Here is a 15,249-nt window from a genome sequence, read left to right on the forward strand (position 1 = left end):
CCTTTAGACGAGCCTGAGCCTTTGGAATAGGTTTCAATTCGGGACGTCCCCGGCCGGTGCATCGGCCGGAGTTTCACCAGGAGTTTCGGCCGGCGCTTCGGAAGGAAGCTGCGGCCCAAGCGCCTGACGCAGTTGCGCAAGACGCATCTCGAGGTCGCGCCGCCAGGGCGCATCGGCCGGACTGCGCGCAAGAAGCTGGCTCCACACCGCTTCGGCGCCTTTCAGGTCGCCCCCCTGCGCCAGCGCAAGACCCGCAAAGAAGGGCGGCGCCGGATGCGACGGATCGCGCTTCGCTGCCTCGTCGAATGCAAGCGCCGCCGCGGGCGACATCATGCCGCCGCCATGCGCCGCGAGCGCGTTGCCCAGCCCGACCCAAAGGTCGACATTGTCGGGATATTTCTCGAGTCCCTTCTCGAGCGTCTTCGCCGCAAGTTCGGTCTTTCCGGTGCGCGCAAAACCGTCGGACATGCCGAGCCACTGCGCGGCCGGGCCAAAGCGTTCGGACATGCCCTGCCGCTGGTCGGTCAGCGCGTCGCCAAAGCTTTCGGGTTCCTCGGGCGCCGCGACCGGCTTGCCGGCAAGCGACGGATGGCCCTGCAACGCATAGCCCGCCAGCCCGAGCATCACCGCGGCCCCGGCCAGCGGCCGCGCTGCGGCAGGCAGCTTGCCGAGCCAGAAGATGCCGCCAATGGTCAAAAGCGCGACGAGCACTACCCAGAGCCAGATCATGCCGCGCCCTCCTCTTCGTCGTTCGCATTGCGGCGAAAGCGACCGAAGGCCAGCCATCCGCCGAGCGCGAGGAAGAGCAAGGGCCCGAGCCAAAGCAGCGCCGTCGCGCCGTCGAACGGCGGATCGTAACTGACCCAATTGCCATAACGCGCGACGAGCCATGTCTTGATTTCCGCCGGGCTTTCGCCCGCCGCGATCTTGCTGCGCACTTCGTGGCGCATATCGCCCGCCAGCGGCGCATCGCTATCCGCAATCGACTGCCCCTGACAGACGAGGCAGCGCAATTCCTCCATCAGCGCCTTTGCACGCGCTTCGTCGGCAGGATCCTTGAGTTGCTGATACGCATAAGGCGCGGGGGGCAGCCGGTCCTGCGCCGCCAGCGGTAGCGCCAGCGCGCCCAGTAGGCAAAGAAGGACGAACCGCAGGCTCACTTCATCGCCTCAAGCTTCGCGACGATCTCGGGCACCTGCTCCGCAAGGATCACGCCCTGAATCTGTTCGCGAATGATTCCCTTGCCATCGATCAGGAAGGTTTCGGGCACGCCCGAAGATCCCAATGCGATCTGGACGCTGCTCTGCATGTCCGACCCGATGCGGTCGAACGGATTGCCATATTCGCGCAGGAACATCGTGACATCCTCGGGGCGGTCGCGGATGGCGATCCCGTCGATCGGAACACCTGCGGCCTTCAGCGCTTCGAGCTGCGGCGCTTCGGCGCGGCACGGAATGCACCAGCTTGCGAACACATTGACCAGCCGCGGGCGTCCGTCGGCAAGCTGGCTGCTTTTCAGCCCCGCGACACCGGCAGTCGCCGGCGGCAGGTCGAACAGCGGCATCGGCTTGTCGATCCATTGCGACTGGATCAGCGTTTCGGCTGGCGTCACCAGCCGATAGACGAAGGCGCCGAACAGCAACCCCATGATCGCCAGCGGTACAAACAGGACCCAGCGGTTCTTCATGGCGCGAAACGCTCCCCGGCTTTGCGGGCGCGACGCGCGCGCCAGATGTTCAGCAATTGCGCACGCCCCAGCAGCGACAGCGCGGCGCCGATCGCGATCAGCGCGCCGCCGAGCCATATCCACCACACCAGCGGCTTCCACCACAGGCGGATCTGGTAACGGTCGGCGCTGCCGTCGTCGCTCGTCACCGGCTGGCCGAGCACCGCATAGAGCTGCCCGCCCGGCCGCGTCAGCAGCGCGGCCTCGTTGGTTTCGGTCGGCGCGGTTCCCATCAGCCCGGGGAAAGTGCGCGCTTCGGGCTTCATCGTGAAGCTTGCGCCCGACGGGGTCGTCGCCACCAACGTCCCCTCGATCGCGGTATAATTGGGGCCTGCCACCGGCTTGACGCCAACGAACGTCACCTTGAAATCGCCAACCTTCACCACCTCGCCGGGCGCCGCGGCGACCAGCCTTTCCTTGATGAAGGCGCTTTCGGCGCCCATGCCGGCAAGGCACACCGCGACGCCGAAATGCGCGACCACCATGCCCCATGTCGGCAACGGCGTGCGGCGCAGGTTGCGACCCCACAGGGGCGCCAGGCTCGCAACGGCCACAATCCCCGCGACGGTCATGCCAAGCAGCGGCAAGATGCCGACCTTGCCGCCGAACAGGATGAGCGCGAAGAGAACCGCTGCGCCCGCGAGGATCGCGGCGGGGAGCCGCGACCATAATTTCGTGCCGTCGTCCTTGCGCCAGTTCAGCAGCGGCCCGGCCACCATCACGAGGCACAGGATCAGCGCCAGCGGCCCGGCGACCTTGTTATAATAAGGCGGACCGACCGAAATCTTCTCGCCCATCGCTTCCGCGACGATCGGATAGAGCGTGCCGAGCAGGACGAGCGCGAGGATCGTCGTGAGCAACAGATTGTTGATCACCAGCGAACCCTCGCGGCTCAGCAGCGCGAATTTCTTGCCCTCGGCGACGCTTCCGGCGCGGAGCGCGAACAGGGTCAGCGCCCCGCCGATATAAATCGCCATCAGCGCGAGCAGGAACGTGCCGCGCTCGGGATCGACCGCGAAACTGTGAACGCTGGTGAGCAGCCCCGACCGGACGATGAACGTGCCAACCATCGACATCGAAAAACCGACAACCGCCAGCATGACGGTCCACGCGCGCAGCGCGTTGCGGGTGGCGGTCACCGCCACCGAATGAAGCAAGGCCGCACCCGCGAGCCAAGGCACGAGCGAGACATTCTCGACCGGATCCCAGAACCACCAGCCGCCCCAGCCCAGCTCATAATAGGCCCAGTAACTGCCCGCGGTGATGCCGAGGGTCAGGAAGATCCAGCTTCCCAGCACCCACGGACGCATCGCGCGGGCAAAGGCGGGGCCGATCTCGCGTGTGATCAGCGCACCGACGGCAAAGCTGAACGCGACCGATAGCCCGACATAACCGACGTAAAGCGTCGGCGGATGGAAGGCGAGCCCGATGTCCTGCAGCAACGGGTTGAGCCCTTGCCCGTCGGGCGGTGCTACCGGCAAACGTTTGAACGGATTCGACGAAAACAGCAGGAAAGCAAAGAAGCCGAGGCTCAGCGCGGCCTGCGCGGCCAGCGTCGCGATCAGCGTGTCCTCGCGCAGCCGCTTTTCGAAAATCGCGATCAGCCCGCCCGACAGCGACAGGATCATCAGCCACAGCAGCATCGATCCTTCGTGGTTGCCCCACGTTCCCGCGACCTTAAAGATCATCGGTTTCAGGCTGTTGCTGTTCCGCGCGACAAGCTCGACCGACATGTCGGAGCGCACGAACAATGCAATGAGCAGGCCGAACGCAACCGCCGTCAGCACGCCTTGCGCGACGCTGGCCGGGCGCACCAGCGCTGCCAGATCCTTCGATCCGCCGCGCAGGAAAAGCGTTCCCGCAACAAGCGACAGACAGGCGAGCGCCGCCGCGATCCACAACAGGGCCAGACCGAGTTCGGCGATCATGTCGCAGCCGGGGCCTTCATATTCTTCGGCATGTCACCCATCTGCGGCGGCATATAGCGTTCGTCATGCTTCGCGAGGATGCGGTCGGCGACGAATGTCCCGTCGGCGCGCATCCGGCCGTCGGCGACCATGCCGCTCTCTTCGCCGAACAGGTCGGGGACGATGCCCGTATATTCGACCGGCACCGACGCCTTGCCGTCGGTTGCGACGAAGCGGATCGTCAGCCCGTCGCTCTGGCGTTTGATGCTCCCCTTGGCGACCATCCCACCCAGCCGCATCGGCTCATCGACCGCGGCCTTGCCACCCTCGATCTCGACCGGCGTGCGGAAATAGGCCGCCTCGTCGCGCAGCGCACTCGCGGCGAGCACGCCGGCACCGCCGACGCCGCACAGCGCGACCAGCGCCAGAACCAGCCGTTGATGCTTGGCCTTCACTTACGATCCTTTCGCAGCGCGTCGCTGCGCTTCTCGGCCTTTTTCATTGCGCGCCAGCTTGCCCACAGCACCGCGCCGGTGAGCAACACCGTCAGCCCATAGGCCGCGGCGACAAACGCCCACTGACCGCCCCCGCTGATTACCCCCGTCACGCGTCAAATCCCCTCGTCGTCCGCCAGCCGCCTGAGCCGTGCCGCGACGCGGTTGTCGGCGATGATCCGCCGCATCCGCATCAGCACGATGGCACCGAATAGCAACGAAAAACCAAGCACGGTCAAGCCCAGCGGCCATAACAGCGCGCCGTCGATGCTCGATCCGCGCAGCGTGATGCTCGGCCCTTGATGCAGGCTATTCCACCACACGACGCTGCGGTTGATGATCGGAATGTTGATCGCGCCGACCAGCGCATAAATCGCCGCGCCGCGCGACAGCGATCCGCCTTGCCGCTGCCCGTCGTCGCCGCTCGTCAAAGCAATGAAGCCCGCATAAAGGAACAGCAGGACCAGCATCGAGGTCATCCGCCCGTCCCATTCCCACCAGGTTCCCCAGGTCGGGCGCCCCCAGATCGATCCGGTCGCAAGGCAAAGCGCGGTAAACAACATGCCGGGTACGGCGATGGCGCGCGCCGCTATGCCCGACAACGGGTGGCGCCACACGAGCTGGATCAGCCCCGCGATGGCAAGCGAGGTCCAGCCGCCCATGCCGAGCCAGGCCGACGGCACGTGAACATACAGGATCCGCGCGGTTTCGCCTTGCTTATAGTCGCCGGGAACCATCGCCAATCCGGCCCACGAGCCCGCGAGCACGAGCAACAGCCCGATGCTCAGCAGCCACGGTGTCAGCGGCTTGGCAATCGCAAGAAAGCGCGTGGGGTTGGCGTAAGCATGCATCGGGTCGCGTCGTCCTTAAGCGAGCCAGAGAAAGGGGTCCAGCAATTTGCCCGGCGCGACCCGGCGGCTCCTCTTTTGCCGCTCCGGCGCACACCGTCAACCGTCGTCGATTAACGCCGTGCCTGCTTGCTGCCTTTGAGCCATGTCAAATTGGCGGGGCACCTCGCCCGAAACTCACCCCTCCGGGCGCGTCCATATCCAGCTTCCGGTCACCGCCGCGGCAAGCACCGGAACCATCACCCACGGCCAGGGCGAAAAGATCGCGGCCAGCACGATGCTGAAGGCAAAGGCGGCGGTTGCGGCGATCTTGCCCTTGCGACTGATCGCGCCCTTTTCGCGCCAGGCGACGATATGATGTCCGAAATGCGGGTGCGTCAGCAGCCAGTTTTCGAGCCGCGGCGACGAGCGCGCGAAACAGAAGGCCGCGAGAATCACGAACGGCACCGTCGGCAGCAGCGGCAGAAAGGCGCCGATCGCGCCAAGCCCCAACGACGCCCAGCCTGCGACCAGATAGAAATGCCGTTTCATCAAGGGCTGGCTTAGCGGAAATCGAACCCCGCGCCAGCCCTCGAAGATATCAGCCGCGCCCGATCAGCTTCTGCGCCATCCGGTCGGCAACGGCCGACGCCGGCGCGCCGCTCGCCTTGCTCTCAGCCCAGATTTCGGCAAGCCGACCCGGAATCTGATGAATCCGGCTCTCGACTTCCTCGCGGTTGCCCTGCCCCAGATATTCGAGCGCGACGTTGATGATCCCGCCCGCATTGATCACATAATCGGGGGCATAGACGATCCCGCGATCGTGCACCCGCTGTCCGTCGGCGGCAGTCGCGAGCTGGTTGTTCGCACCGCCTGCGATGATCGGTACGCGCAGCTTCTCGATGCTTTGCTCGGTCAGGATCGCACCGAGCGCATTCGGGCTCAGTACGTCGGCTTCGATCTCCATAATCGCCGCCGAATCGGCCAGCTCCGCACCCAGTTCTTCCGCCAGCGCCTTTGCGCGCGCCAGATTGACGTCGGCGAGGGTCAGGATCGCGCCATCGGCGGCCAGCCGCCTCGCGACCCCGCCGCCCACGCTGCCGACGCCCTGAATCGCAACACGCACCCCTTTTGCACTATCGGCGCCGAGTCCCTGCTTGATCGCGGCGAGGATACCCAGATAGACACCGAGCGCGGTCTGCGGGCCAGGATCGCCACCGACTTCGTCGCCCGCGACGGGTAAGCCGCTGACATGCTTGGTCTGATGGGAAATCGCGACGATGTCGGCGACCGACATGCCAACATCTTCGGCGGTTACATAGGCACCGCCGAGCGAATCGACCGCACGGCCGAAGGCGGCAAGCAGCTCGGGGGTCTTGACGCCATTTTCGTCGGCAAGGATCACGCCCTTGCCGCCGCCCATCGGCAGGCCCGCCATCGCATTCTTGTAGCTCATGCCGCGCGACAGGCGCAGCGCATCGGTGATCGCCGCCGCGCGCTGCGGATAATGCCAGTAACGGACGCCGCCCGCGCCCGGGCCGAGGTGCGTCGAGTGGACGGCGATGACCGCCGTCAGCCCGCTCTGCCGGTCACGGAACATGTGAACATGCTCATGATCGTCGAAATCGGCGAAATCCCAGACAGCGGACATATTTCATCCTCACGTTAAAAAATTACGTGAACAAGCAATAATGCAACAGGCGCACCGAGTCACCCCAAAAGCGTCTATGCGCAATGATAGAGAAAATGGGGCGACCAACGGGGCTCGAACCCGCGACCTCCGGTACCACAAACCGGCGCTCTAACCAACTGAGCTATGGTCGCCACACGTCGGGCGAAACCGCCTGCGACAGCGCGCGGCGATAGGCGCGCCCTCCCCCTTCGTCAAGCATTGTTCGCTCACGCGGACACCACTAAAAGCACGCCATGGCTGGCAACGAACATGTCGACATGGCGACCTCGGGCGCCGACCGCACCGCCGAGCGGCTCGCCGCCGTCCCCGGCATCCGCCGCGCACCGACGCCAAAGCTGCAACAGTTCATGCTGTCCGGCTTTCTCGACGCCGAAACCTGCGCCGCACTGATCGCGCAGATCGACCGCGACGTGCGCCCTTCAACGATCGCCGATCCCAATGGCGACGACGCATTTCGCACCAGCACCACCTGCGACCTCGATCATCGCGACCCGATCGTGGTCGCAGTCAACGACCGACTCCACGACCTCACCGGCATCCCGCGCGAATATGGCGAACCGATGCAGGGACAGCGCTATGACGTCGGACAGGAATTCAAGGCGCACACCGATTATTTCGATCCGCACGGCGCCGACTGGGAAACCTATTGCGCGATACCGGGTCAACGTAGCTGGACGCTGATGATCTACCTTAACGAACCCGATGCGGGCGGCGCGACGCGTTTTCTAGCGACAGGGAAGATGCACCAGCCCGAGAAGGGCAAGCTGCTCGCGTGGAACAATGTGCGGCCCGACGGAACCGCCAACCCCGAAACGCTCCACCACGGGATGAAGGTGCGCAAGGGACGCAAATATATTATCACCAAATGGTTTCGCGAGCGCCCCTGGCCGTGGGCCGAGGGGGAACTGGCCTAAGCCAGCTCCCGCCCCGCCTTCACTTGACCAGGCGGTACTGGAAGTTCAGCGTCAGCGTGTTGGAGACGCGGCCGGGTTCGACCGGGGTCGCCTTCGCCGAACCGGCGTCCATCGCCATGCGCACCATTGGCATCGGCGGCTGCGGTCCAAAGCTGCCGCCTTCGCTGATCGATACCAGTTCGACGCCGCGGAACCCGGCGAGCCGCGCATAGTCCTGCGCTTTCGCTTCGGCCGCCTTGATCGCGGTGCCGCGCGCGCCGACGAGCTGCGCGTCAGGATCCTTCATACCAAAGAAGGGACCGTCGATGTTAGTACCGCCCGCCGCGACGAGGGCATCGAGCAGCGGGCCGATGTCTTCGATCTTCGGTGTCGTGGCGCGCACCGTGTTGCTCACCTGATAACCCAGGAAGCGCGGCGGCTGGCCGTCACCGCGGTTGTTATAATCATATTGCGGCGACAGGCTGATGCCGCTCGTCTGAATGTCTTCGGCCTTGATCCCGCGTGCTTTCGCGGCGGCAATCAGCTTGTCCATCGCGGCGGCATTCTGGCGCATCGCTTCGACCGCGGTCGGTGCGGTGGTCGTCACGCCGGCACCGACCGTTGCCTGATCGGGGCGCGAACGCACTTCCTCGCTGACCGCGAAGGCCAGGATCGGGCCCTGGATCGTTGCTGCTGTCACCGTCGAACCTCCCTGCTGCGCGAGCGCGGGCGTTGCCGCCATCAGCGCCAGTCCGGTTGCCATAACGGCGAACATTTGCTTCGTCATTTCATTCTCCTGTGAACCGGGCTTCCGGTCATCTGTGATGTCCGCCCCGTAACGCAGACGGAGCAGACCCGTTCCGGCCTTTGTGCTGAGTGCGCTTGCATGATGCTGAACGTATCGGTAGCGCGCCGTTCATCATGGCAGCTCCCATTCTTTCATATGAAGGCCTCGGCCTTGTGCAGGGCAGCGGCTGGCTGTTCCAGGATCTCGACATCTATGTCGGCGAACGCGACCGGCTCGCGCTGATCGGCCGCAACGGCGCGGGCAAGACGACGCTGCTCAAACTGCTCGCCGGACAGATCGATGCCGACAAGGGCAAGCGCGTGATCGTGCCGGGCACGCATGTCGTGATGCTCGAACAGGAACCCGATTTTTCGTCTTTCTCGACATTGATGGATTTCGCCGTTGCCGCGCCGAACGCACCCGAGGAGCATGAAGTCGCCGCGATTGCCGATCAGCTCGGTATCGACATGACCCGCACCGCCGCCAGCGCCTCGGGCGGCGAGCGTCGCCGCGCGGCGCTCGCCCGCGCGCTCGCACAAAATCCCGACGTGCTGCTGCTCGACGAGCCGACCAACCATCTCGACCTCGCCGCGATCGACTGGCTCGAAAGCTGGCTCGCGCGCTATACCGGCGCCTTTGTCGCGATCAGCCACGACCGGACCTTCCTGACGCGCCTGACGCGCCAGACGCTGTGGCTCGACCGCGGCAGCATCCGCCGCAAGGAAATCGGTTTCGGCGGCTTCGAAGAGTGGAGCGACGCCGTTGCCGCCGAAGAAGTGCGCGCCGCACAGCGCCTCGATTCGAATTTGCGCCTTGAAGCGCACTGGCTCGAACGCGGCGTCACCGCGCGCCGCAAGCGCAATCAGGGCCGGCTCGAGAAACTCAAGGAAATGCGCGCGACCCGTGCCGCGATGATCGGCGGCCCCGGGGTCGCCAAGCTCGGTCTCGCCAACGACGATGTCCGCTCGAAATCGGTGATCGTCGCCGAGGGTGTGTCGAAAAGCTTCGGCGATCGCACGATCATCAAGAATCTCGATTTCCGCGTCCAGCGCGGCGACCGCATCGGCATCGTCGGCGCAAACGGCGCGGGCAAATCGACTCTGCTCAAGCTGCTCACGGGCGAGATTCAGCCCGATGAAGGCAGCATCACCCTCGCCCCGACGCTCGACGGCATCGTCATCGACCAGCAGCGCAGCCTGCTGTCGCCGGAAAAAACCGTCCGCGACATCCTCGCCGACGGCGGCGACTGGGTCGAGGTGCGCGGGATCAAAAAGCATATTCAGGGCTATTTGAAGGAATTCCTTTTCGACCCCGGCGTCATGGAGGCCAGCGTCGGTGCGCTGTCAGGCGGCGAACGCTCACGCCTCCTGCTTGCGCGCGAATTCGCCCGCGAATCGAACCTGCTCGTGCTCGACGAACCAACGAACGACCTCGACCTCGAAACGCTCGACCTGTTGCAGGAAGTTATCGCCGACTATGCCGGCACCGTGCTGCTCGTCAGCCACGACCGCGATTTTCTCGACCGAACCGTCACCGTGACGCTCGGCCTCGACGGGTCGGGCAAGGTCGATATCGTCGCGGGCGGCTATGCCGATTGGGAAGCGAAGCGGGTCAAACCCAATGCCGCGAAGACGAAAGCGGCGACCGCCGCGCCGCCGCCACCACCGACCGCGCGCAAGAAATTGAGCTACAAGGACCAGCGCGACTACGACCTCCTCCCCGGCCGGATCGAGGAGATCGAGACGGAAATGGGCGCAATCGAGATCGAACTGTCCGACGGCAGCCTCTTTACGCGCGACAATGCGCGCTTCACGGCACTCACCGCAAAACTCGACAAGCTGCGCGACGAGAAGGCCGCCGCGGAGGATCGTTGGCTGGCGCTCGCCGAAGAGGTCGAAGCGCTGGGCTGATCACCCCGTTCCGTAGAATCGCGCCAGCCGGTCGAGCGCCAGCCCCAGCACCAGCTTGCCCGATCGCGCGGGCCACCCCAGTGCCTTCTCCGCGCCGCCGATCCCCTCACCCGCGCAGATTACGCGCCAGCAAATGTCGGCCAGCCCAGGGCCCGCGGCATCGAGCGCCGCATGAAAGCGCTTGTGCGCGTCGATCCGCGCCAGCGACGCATCCGACGCCCGCGCGCCGCCCCGGCTTTTTCCCGGCGGCGCGGCGCCCCACCGCATCGTCACCCGAGCCGCCAGCCCCGCGCGCTCATAATCGCCGCGCAACCGCTCACCCGCAGCAAGTTGCGTCCCCGTCAACATTCCACGCGATGCCAGCCAGGCGATCGGGCTTTCGCAGACATTCACCGTCACATGCCGCATTACCTGTGGCCCTGCCTTACCGGGATCGATCCGGTCGTCGGGGTGGAGGCGCGTTTCGAGGCGGCGTGTAGTCATGCGATTCTCCTGTGCTGCACGCCGGGCTTGACACTGGAATATTTTGTAGGAAAGAAGAAACCGATTTGGTTATTCAAGGATCGGTCCCATGATCAACAGTATCCGTTCCGTCCGTCGCGCCAAGGGCCTGACGCTCGAGGAGGTCGGCCAGCGCTGCGTTCCGCCGACCACCGCGCAAACGATCGGACGGCTCGAAACGGGGACCCGTACCCTGTCGCTTGGTTGGATGAACCGCATCGCCGCCGCGCTGGGCGTCGATGCCGCCGAACTCGTCCAGCTACCGCAGGATACGCAGCTCACGATCACCGCGCTCCTCGGCGCCGAGGGGGCGCTGGCGCCCACCCGCGTCGAACAGGCGCTCACCGCACGCCCGGGCGAGGATATGGTCGCGGTCCGCGTCACCTCATCGATCGGCGACTATCGGGCGGGAGACGAAATCTGGTGCCGCCGGATCGAAGGCGATTGGGGCAGCGTGCTCAACCGCGATCTTCTCGTCCCGCGTCCCGCCGGCCGCTTCTTTTTTGCCCGCCTGCTCAACGTCGACGGAGAGAAACTCCATCTTCTCCCGCTCGGTACCGGCCAGCGCCAGCAGGTCGTTTCCAATCCGCCGTGGGCCGCTGTCGCCACTCGCCTGCTCCGCACGCTCTGAGTGCCCGTCGTTCCGCCACTGCGCGTCCTGTCGATCGCGACGCTGTTTCCCGACGCCGCCCGGCCGAATTTCGGGCTGTTCGTCGAGAAGAGCCTGCGCGCGCTTGCGGCACAGCCGGGCATCCAATTGATCGTCGTCGCCCCTGTCGGCCTGCCGCCCTTCCCGCTCTCCCTACACAAACGCTATCGCGCGCTGCGCAGCCTTCCGCGCAGCGAGCAATGGAACGGACTCACCGTGCTGCGTCCGCGCTTTACACTGATCCCGCGTTTCGGCGCGCGCTTCAATCCGGCGCAGGTCGCGCGCGCGGTCCTTTCCTCCACGCGAGAGCAGCCATTCGATGTCGTCGATGCGCAATTTTTCTACCCCGATGGCCCCGCCGCAATGCGCGTCGCCAGCACGCTCGGCCTGCCCTTTTCGGCCAAGGCCCGCGGCGCCGATATCAGCCACTTCGGCCACCATCCGGCAACCCGGCCGCAGGTGATCGAAACGGGCGAGAAAGCCGCGGGCCTGCTCGCCGTCTCCGACGCCATGCGCAGCGACATGGCGGAAATCGGCATCGATCCGGCCAAGATCGCGGTCCACTATACCGGCATCGATACCGCACGCTTCCACCCCGGAGAACGCGCGGCCGCGCGCGCCGCACTCGGCAAGGACGACACGCCCGCTATCCTGACCGTCGGCGCGCTCATCCCGCGCAAGGGACAGAAGTTGGTGATCGAGGCGCTGCCCGCCCTGCCCGGCGTCGACTATTGGCTCGCAGGTGCCGGCGACGAAGAAGACCGATACCGCGCACTCGCAGGCACACTCGGCGTTGAGGCGCGCATCCATTTCATGGGCCCAGTCGCCAACGCCGACCTGCCACAGCTTTATCGCGCCGCCGATGCGGTGGTCATGCCGTCGGCGAGCGAAGGCCTCGCCAATGCCTGGGTAGAGGCGCTTGCCTGCGGCACGCCGATCGTGATCAGCGATGCGGGTGGCGCCGCCGAACTGGTGACCTCGCCCGCCGCCGGCCGCATCGTCGGCCGCACCCCGGCGGCAATCGCCGACGCGGTCCGGACCATCCTCGCAAACCCGCCCGAACCGTCCAGTGTGGCGGCAAGCCTCGACGGCCGCTTCGACTGGGATCGCAACGGACGCGAACTCGCCGCGCATCTGCGCGGCTGCGCCCGACGCTAGATACGGGAACGCCGGCCCGCTCTTCCGAGCGGACCGGCGTCAATTTCACCGAACAAGATCGCCTCAGACGACCGCGCCGTCGTCCTTGCGTTCGACGCGTTCGCCGCCCTCGATCCCCGCCGACGTGCGCGGAATGAAGCTGTCAGGCCCGACCTTCAGCCACACCAGCACCGGCGTCGACATCAGCACCGACGAATAGCCGCCGATAAACACGCCGAACAGCATCGCTGCGGTAAAGCCGAAAATCACATCGGGGCCAAAGAGCAACAACATGCCGAGCGCCAGCACCATCGCGACGGTCGTCATTACGGTACGCGACAGCGTCTCGTTGATGCTCAGGTTGAGGAGCGGAACGATCTCCATCTTCCTGTATTTTTTCAGATTCTCGCGAATTCGGTCATAGACCACGATGGTGTCGTTCAGCGAATAGCCGACGATCGTCAGCAGCGCCGCGACGCTGTTCAGGTCGAACTGCATCTGCGTCACCGCGAACAGGCCGAAGGTCAGCGAAACCTCGTGGAAAAGGCGCCCGAGCGCACCGACGCCGAACTGCCATTCGAAGCGTATCCAGATGTAGATGGAAATGCCGAGAATCGCGAGCCCAAGGCTGATCGCACCGGTGCGGATCAATTCGCCAGACACCTTGCCCGACACGGTTTCGACCGATCCGGTCTTCGCGGTCGGAAAGGCCTTCTGGATCCCCGCGACCAGTTGCTGCCCCGCGCGTTCGGCTGCGGCCTTGTCGCCTTCGGGCAACGCAGTACGGATCGATACCGCCTTGTCGGACCCGAACTGCTGGATCGTCGCTTCGCCAAGGCCGATATCGCCGACCTTTTCACGGATTTCGTCGATCGGTGGCATCGCCTGGGTAAATTCGACGCGAACCGACTGGCCGCCGACGAAATCGACGCCCAGGTTGAGCCCCTTCACCGCGACCAGAGCGATCGACACCGCCACGAGGAAAAAGCTCATGAACGAGGCGAGTTTCCGCCAGCGCAGGAAATCGATGTTGGTGTCGTCAGGAACGAGTTTTAGCAAGCGCATCGTTTCGCTCCCTTAAATGTTGATCGACGTCGGACGCGTGGTCCGCAGCCAATGGGCGACGAACATGCGCGTGACGGTAACGGCGGTGAAAACGCTGGTGACGATGCCGATGGTCAAAACCACGGCGAAGCCCTTGATCGGGCCCGATCCGAACCAGAACATCAACGCGGCGGCGATGACGTTCGTGACGTTGGCGTCGAAAATCGCGCGGCTGGCTTCGGAATATCCGAGTTCGATCGCCTGAAAGACCTTTCGCCCGCGTTTCAACTCCTCACGTATGCGTTCGTTGATCAGCACGTTCGCATCGACCGCGGCACCGATCGTCAGCACGAAGCCCGCGATGCCCGGAAGCGTCAGCGTCGCATTGAACGCCGCCATGACCGCGATGATCAGGAAGACGTTAAAGACCAGCGCGACGCAAGCATAGACGCCGAAGCGGCCATAAACGACAAGCATCAGCACCAGCACCGACACCGTGGCGATGATCCCGGCGATCGCGCCCTTGCGGATCGAGTCGGCACCAAGCTCCGGGGTCACCGTGCGTTCTTCGACGACGGTCATCTTCACCGGCAGGGCGCCCGAACGCAGCGAGATTGCCAGCGCATTGGCGCTCGCGACGCTGAAGCTGCCAGAAATCTGGGCGCTGCCGCCCAAAATCGGTTCGTTGATCGACGGCGCCGACAGCACCTTGCCGTCGAGGACCATCGCGAAACGTTTGCCGACGCTCTGCGCCGTCACCTTTGCAAAGGTGCTCGAGCCGCCCGAATCGAAGCGGATCGAAACGACCGGCTGGTTGTTCTGCGGGTCATAGCTTTGCTTTGCGTCGATCAACTGCTCGCCGCTAATCATCACCTGTCGGCGCAGCACTTCGAACGCGGCACCGCTGCCCTCGCCCTCGGCATAGGGTACGATTTCGCTGCCAACCGGGACACGACCCGCAGCAGCTTCGGCCGGATCGGCGTTGGCGTCCACCATGCGGAATTCAAGCCGCGCGGTCTTGCCGATCAGTTCCTTGAGTGCCGCGGGATCCTGTAGGCCGGGAACCTGCACGACGACGCGGTCGGTGCCTTCGCGGATGATCGTCGGTTCGCGCGTACCGAGCGCGTTGACGCGCTTGTCGATGATATCGCGCGCGGTATCCATCGCGTTCGCGACAGCCTGTGCCTGCCCGGCTCCGGTCGGGGTCATCTCGATCCGCGTCGAATTTACGACCGTGACCGTCCAGTCGCGCTGGCCCGTCAGCTGTGCGCCCCGCGTCTCGTTGAACAGGCGTTCGCGCGCTTCGTCGAGTTTCGCGAGGTCACGCACAAGGAAGCTGATCTTCCCGCCCGACGTCGACAGTTCGCCGATCGCGATATCGTCGTCAGGCCCGCTTTCGCCCCGCATAGCGGCACGCACAGTCTTTTCCATGTTCGCGAGCTGCGTCTTGCGCAGGTCGTCGACGTCGGCCTCGAGCAGCAAGTGGCTGCCGCCGGCCAGATCGAGGCCCAGATTGACCTTCGCCTGCAGGAACGACGGCAGGCTGTTCACCGTCTTTTCAGGCAAGAAGCTGGGGATGGAAAAGATGATACCGAGCAGCAGGATGATGCTGATGCCGATGGTCTTCCAGCGCGGGAAATCGAGCATGGTCTAATGATCCGATAGCAAGAGCGGGGCCGCG

17 protein-coding genes and 1 tRNA gene are annotated in these 15,249 nt (G+C 65.0%); 4 read left to right on the forward strand and 14 right to left on the reverse strand.

The features are described 5' to 3' along the window. Window positions 1-33 precede the first annotated feature (33 nt). The 10 genes from BLW56_RS00370 to BLW56_RS00410 form a co-directional block, all read right to left on the reverse strand. A complete protein-coding gene (locus BLW56_RS00370; protein ID WP_256203236.1) occupies window positions 34-729 on the reverse strand; it encodes a tetratricopeptide repeat protein in 696 nt (231 codons plus the stop codon). After that, window positions 726-1,160 (reverse strand): cytochrome c-type biogenesis protein, encoded by a 435-nt coding sequence (locus BLW56_RS00375; protein WP_093508718.1) that lies wholly within the window; start codon window positions 1,158-1,160, stop codon window positions 726-728. Before BLW56_RS00375 ends, BLW56_RS00370 begins: the two co-directional genes overlap by 4 nt. After that, a complete protein-coding gene (locus BLW56_RS00380; protein ID WP_093508719.1) occupies window positions 1,157-1,687 on the reverse strand; it encodes a DsbE family thiol:disulfide interchange protein in 531 nt (176 codons plus the stop codon). Before BLW56_RS00380 ends, BLW56_RS00375 begins: the two co-directional genes overlap by 4 nt. After that, window positions 1,684-3,654: a heme lyase CcmF/NrfE family subunit gene (locus BLW56_RS00385; protein ID WP_093508720.1), complete on the reverse strand. Its 1,971-nt coding sequence runs from the start codon at window positions 3,652-3,654 to the stop codon at window positions 1,684-1,686. The genes BLW56_RS00380 and BLW56_RS00385 overlap by 4 nt, the downstream gene beginning before the upstream one ends. Continuing rightward, window positions 3,651-4,088, reverse strand: coding sequence for a cytochrome c maturation protein CcmE (gene ccmE / locus BLW56_RS00390; RefSeq protein WP_093508721.1), 438 nt, complete (start codon window positions 4,086-4,088; stop codon window positions 3,651-3,653). The genes BLW56_RS00385 and ccmE overlap by 4 nt, the downstream gene beginning before the upstream one ends. After that, window positions 4,085-4,240, reverse strand: a complete 156-nt coding sequence (locus tag BLW56_RS20255; RefSeq protein WP_143043317.1) for a heme exporter protein CcmD — start codon at window positions 4,238-4,240, stop codon at window positions 4,085-4,087. Before BLW56_RS20255 ends, ccmE begins: the two co-directional genes overlap by 4 nt. A gap of 3 nt (window positions 4,241-4,243) precedes the next feature. Further along, window positions 4,244-4,978, reverse strand: a complete 735-nt coding sequence (gene ccmC, locus BLW56_RS00395) for a heme ABC transporter permease CcmC (protein ID WP_093508722.1) — start codon at window positions 4,976-4,978, stop codon at window positions 4,244-4,246. Window positions 4,979-5,152: 174 nt separating this feature from the next. Next, window positions 5,153-5,506, reverse strand: a complete 354-nt coding sequence (locus BLW56_RS00400) for a YbaN family protein (protein ID WP_093508723.1) — start codon at window positions 5,504-5,506, stop codon at window positions 5,153-5,155. A 49-nt stretch (window positions 5,507-5,555) separates the two neighbouring features. Continuing rightward, a complete protein-coding gene (locus BLW56_RS00405) occupies window positions 5,556-6,605 on the reverse strand; it encodes a Glu/Leu/Phe/Val family dehydrogenase (protein WP_093508724.1) in 1,050 nt (349 codons plus the stop codon). Between the two features lie 96 nt (window positions 6,606-6,701). Further along, window positions 6,702-6,778, reverse strand: a tRNA-His gene (locus BLW56_RS00410). Window positions 6,779-6,880: 102 nt separating this feature from the next. On the opposite strand from BLW56_RS00410, the gene BLW56_RS00415 reads away from it, so the two are divergent. Further along, window positions 6,881-7,561 (forward strand): prolyl hydroxylase family protein, encoded by a 681-nt coding sequence (locus BLW56_RS00415; RefSeq protein ID WP_256203237.1) that lies wholly within the window; start codon window positions 6,881-6,883, stop codon window positions 7,559-7,561. Between the two features lie 19 nt (window positions 7,562-7,580). Here the strand turns inward: BLW56_RS00415 and BLW56_RS00420 are convergent, their stop codons facing one another. Beyond that, entirely contained in the window at window positions 7,581-8,327 is a 747-nt protein-coding gene (locus BLW56_RS00420) for an SIMPL domain-containing protein (protein WP_093508725.1), read from the reverse strand. A gap of 134 nt (window positions 8,328-8,461) precedes the next feature. Between BLW56_RS00420 and BLW56_RS00425 the strand changes: the two genes are divergently transcribed. Next, window positions 8,462-10,237 (forward strand): ABC-F family ATP-binding cassette domain-containing protein, encoded by a 1,776-nt coding sequence (locus tag BLW56_RS00425; RefSeq protein WP_093510705.1) that lies wholly within the window; start codon window positions 8,462-8,464, stop codon window positions 10,235-10,237. On the opposite strand, the gene BLW56_RS00430 is transcribed toward BLW56_RS00425, so the two are convergent. Next, a complete protein-coding gene (locus tag BLW56_RS00430) occupies window positions 10,238-10,720 on the reverse strand; it encodes a DUF6456 domain-containing protein (RefSeq protein ID WP_093508726.1) in 483 nt (160 codons plus the stop codon). An 88-nt stretch (window positions 10,721-10,808) separates the two neighbouring features. Here BLW56_RS00430 and BLW56_RS00435 point away from each other — a divergent pair, with 88 nt between their 5' ends. Both BLW56_RS00435 and BLW56_RS00440 read left to right on the forward strand, forming a co-directional pair. Beyond that, on the forward strand, window positions 10,809-11,369 hold the full coding sequence (locus BLW56_RS00435; RefSeq protein WP_093508727.1) for a helix-turn-helix domain-containing protein: 561 nt from the start codon (window positions 10,809-10,811) through the stop codon (window positions 11,367-11,369). After that, window positions 11,370-12,545 carry a glycosyltransferase gene (locus BLW56_RS00440; RefSeq protein ID WP_177175742.1) on the forward strand — a complete coding sequence of 392 codons (1,176 nt, stop codon included), beginning with the start codon at window positions 11,370-11,372 and terminating at the stop codon, window positions 12,543-12,545. It abuts the gene before it with no gap. Window positions 12,546-12,608: 63 nt separating this feature from the next. On the opposite strand, the gene secF is transcribed toward BLW56_RS00440, so the two are convergent. Then, window positions 12,609-13,589: a protein translocase subunit SecF gene (gene secF / locus BLW56_RS00445; protein WP_093508728.1), complete on the reverse strand. Its 981-nt coding sequence runs from the start codon at window positions 13,587-13,589 to the stop codon at window positions 12,609-12,611. A 12-nt stretch (window positions 13,590-13,601) separates the two neighbouring features. After that, window positions 13,602-15,215, reverse strand: a complete 1,614-nt coding sequence (gene secD / locus BLW56_RS00450; protein ID WP_093508729.1) for a protein translocase subunit SecD — start codon at window positions 15,213-15,215, stop codon at window positions 13,602-13,604. Window positions 15,216-15,249: the final 34 nt, after the last annotated feature.

This window comes from Sphingopyxis sp. YR583 (assembly GCF_900108295.1).
Lineage (GTDB): Bacteria > Pseudomonadota > Alphaproteobacteria > Sphingomonadales > Sphingomonadaceae > Sphingopyxis.

Coding starts and splice junctions, on each gene's coding strand:
- BLW56_RS00370 (WP_256203236.1), bottom strand. CDS start 729: ATGATCTGGCTCTGGGTAGTGCTCGTCGCGCTTTTGACCATTGGCGGC.
- BLW56_RS00380 (WP_093508719.1), bottom strand. CDS start 1,687: ATGAAGAACCGCTGGGTCCTGTTTGTACCGCTGGCGATCATGGGGTTG.
- BLW56_RS00385 (WP_093508720.1), bottom strand. CDS start 3,654: ATGATCGCCGAACTCGGTCTGGCCCTGTTGTGGATCGCGGCGGCGCTC.
- ccmC (WP_093508722.1), bottom strand. CDS start 4,978: ATGCATGCTTACGCCAACCCCACGCGCTTTCTTGCGATTGCCAAGCCG.
- BLW56_RS00400 (WP_093508723.1), bottom strand. CDS start 5,506: ATGAAACGGCATTTCTATCTGGTCGCAGGCTGGGCGTCGTTGGGGCTT.
- BLW56_RS00405 (WP_093508724.1), bottom strand. CDS start 6,605: ATGTCCGCTGTCTGGGATTTCGCCGATTTCGACGATCATGAGCATGTT.
- BLW56_RS00415 (WP_256203237.1), top strand. CDS start 6,881: ATGGCTGGCAACGAACATGTCGACATGGCGACCTCGGGCGCCGACCGC.
- BLW56_RS00420 (WP_093508725.1), bottom strand. CDS start 8,327: ATGACGAAGCAAATGTTCGCCGTTATGGCAACCGGACTGGCGCTGATG.
- BLW56_RS00425 (WP_093510705.1), top strand. CDS start 8,462: ATGGCAGCTCCCATTCTTTCATATGAAGGCCTCGGCCTTGTGCAGGGC.
- BLW56_RS00430 (WP_093508726.1), bottom strand. CDS start 10,720: ATGACTACACGCCGCCTCGAAACGCGCCTCCACCCCGACGACCGGATC.
- BLW56_RS00435 (WP_093508727.1), top strand. CDS start 10,809: ATGATCAACAGTATCCGTTCCGTCCGTCGCGCCAAGGGCCTGACGCTC.
- secF (WP_093508728.1), bottom strand. CDS start 13,589: ATGCGCTTGCTAAAACTCGTTCCTGACGACACCAACATCGATTTCCTG.
- secD (WP_093508729.1), bottom strand. CDS start 15,215: ATGCTCGATTTCCCGCGCTGGAAGACCATCGGCATCAGCATCATCCTG.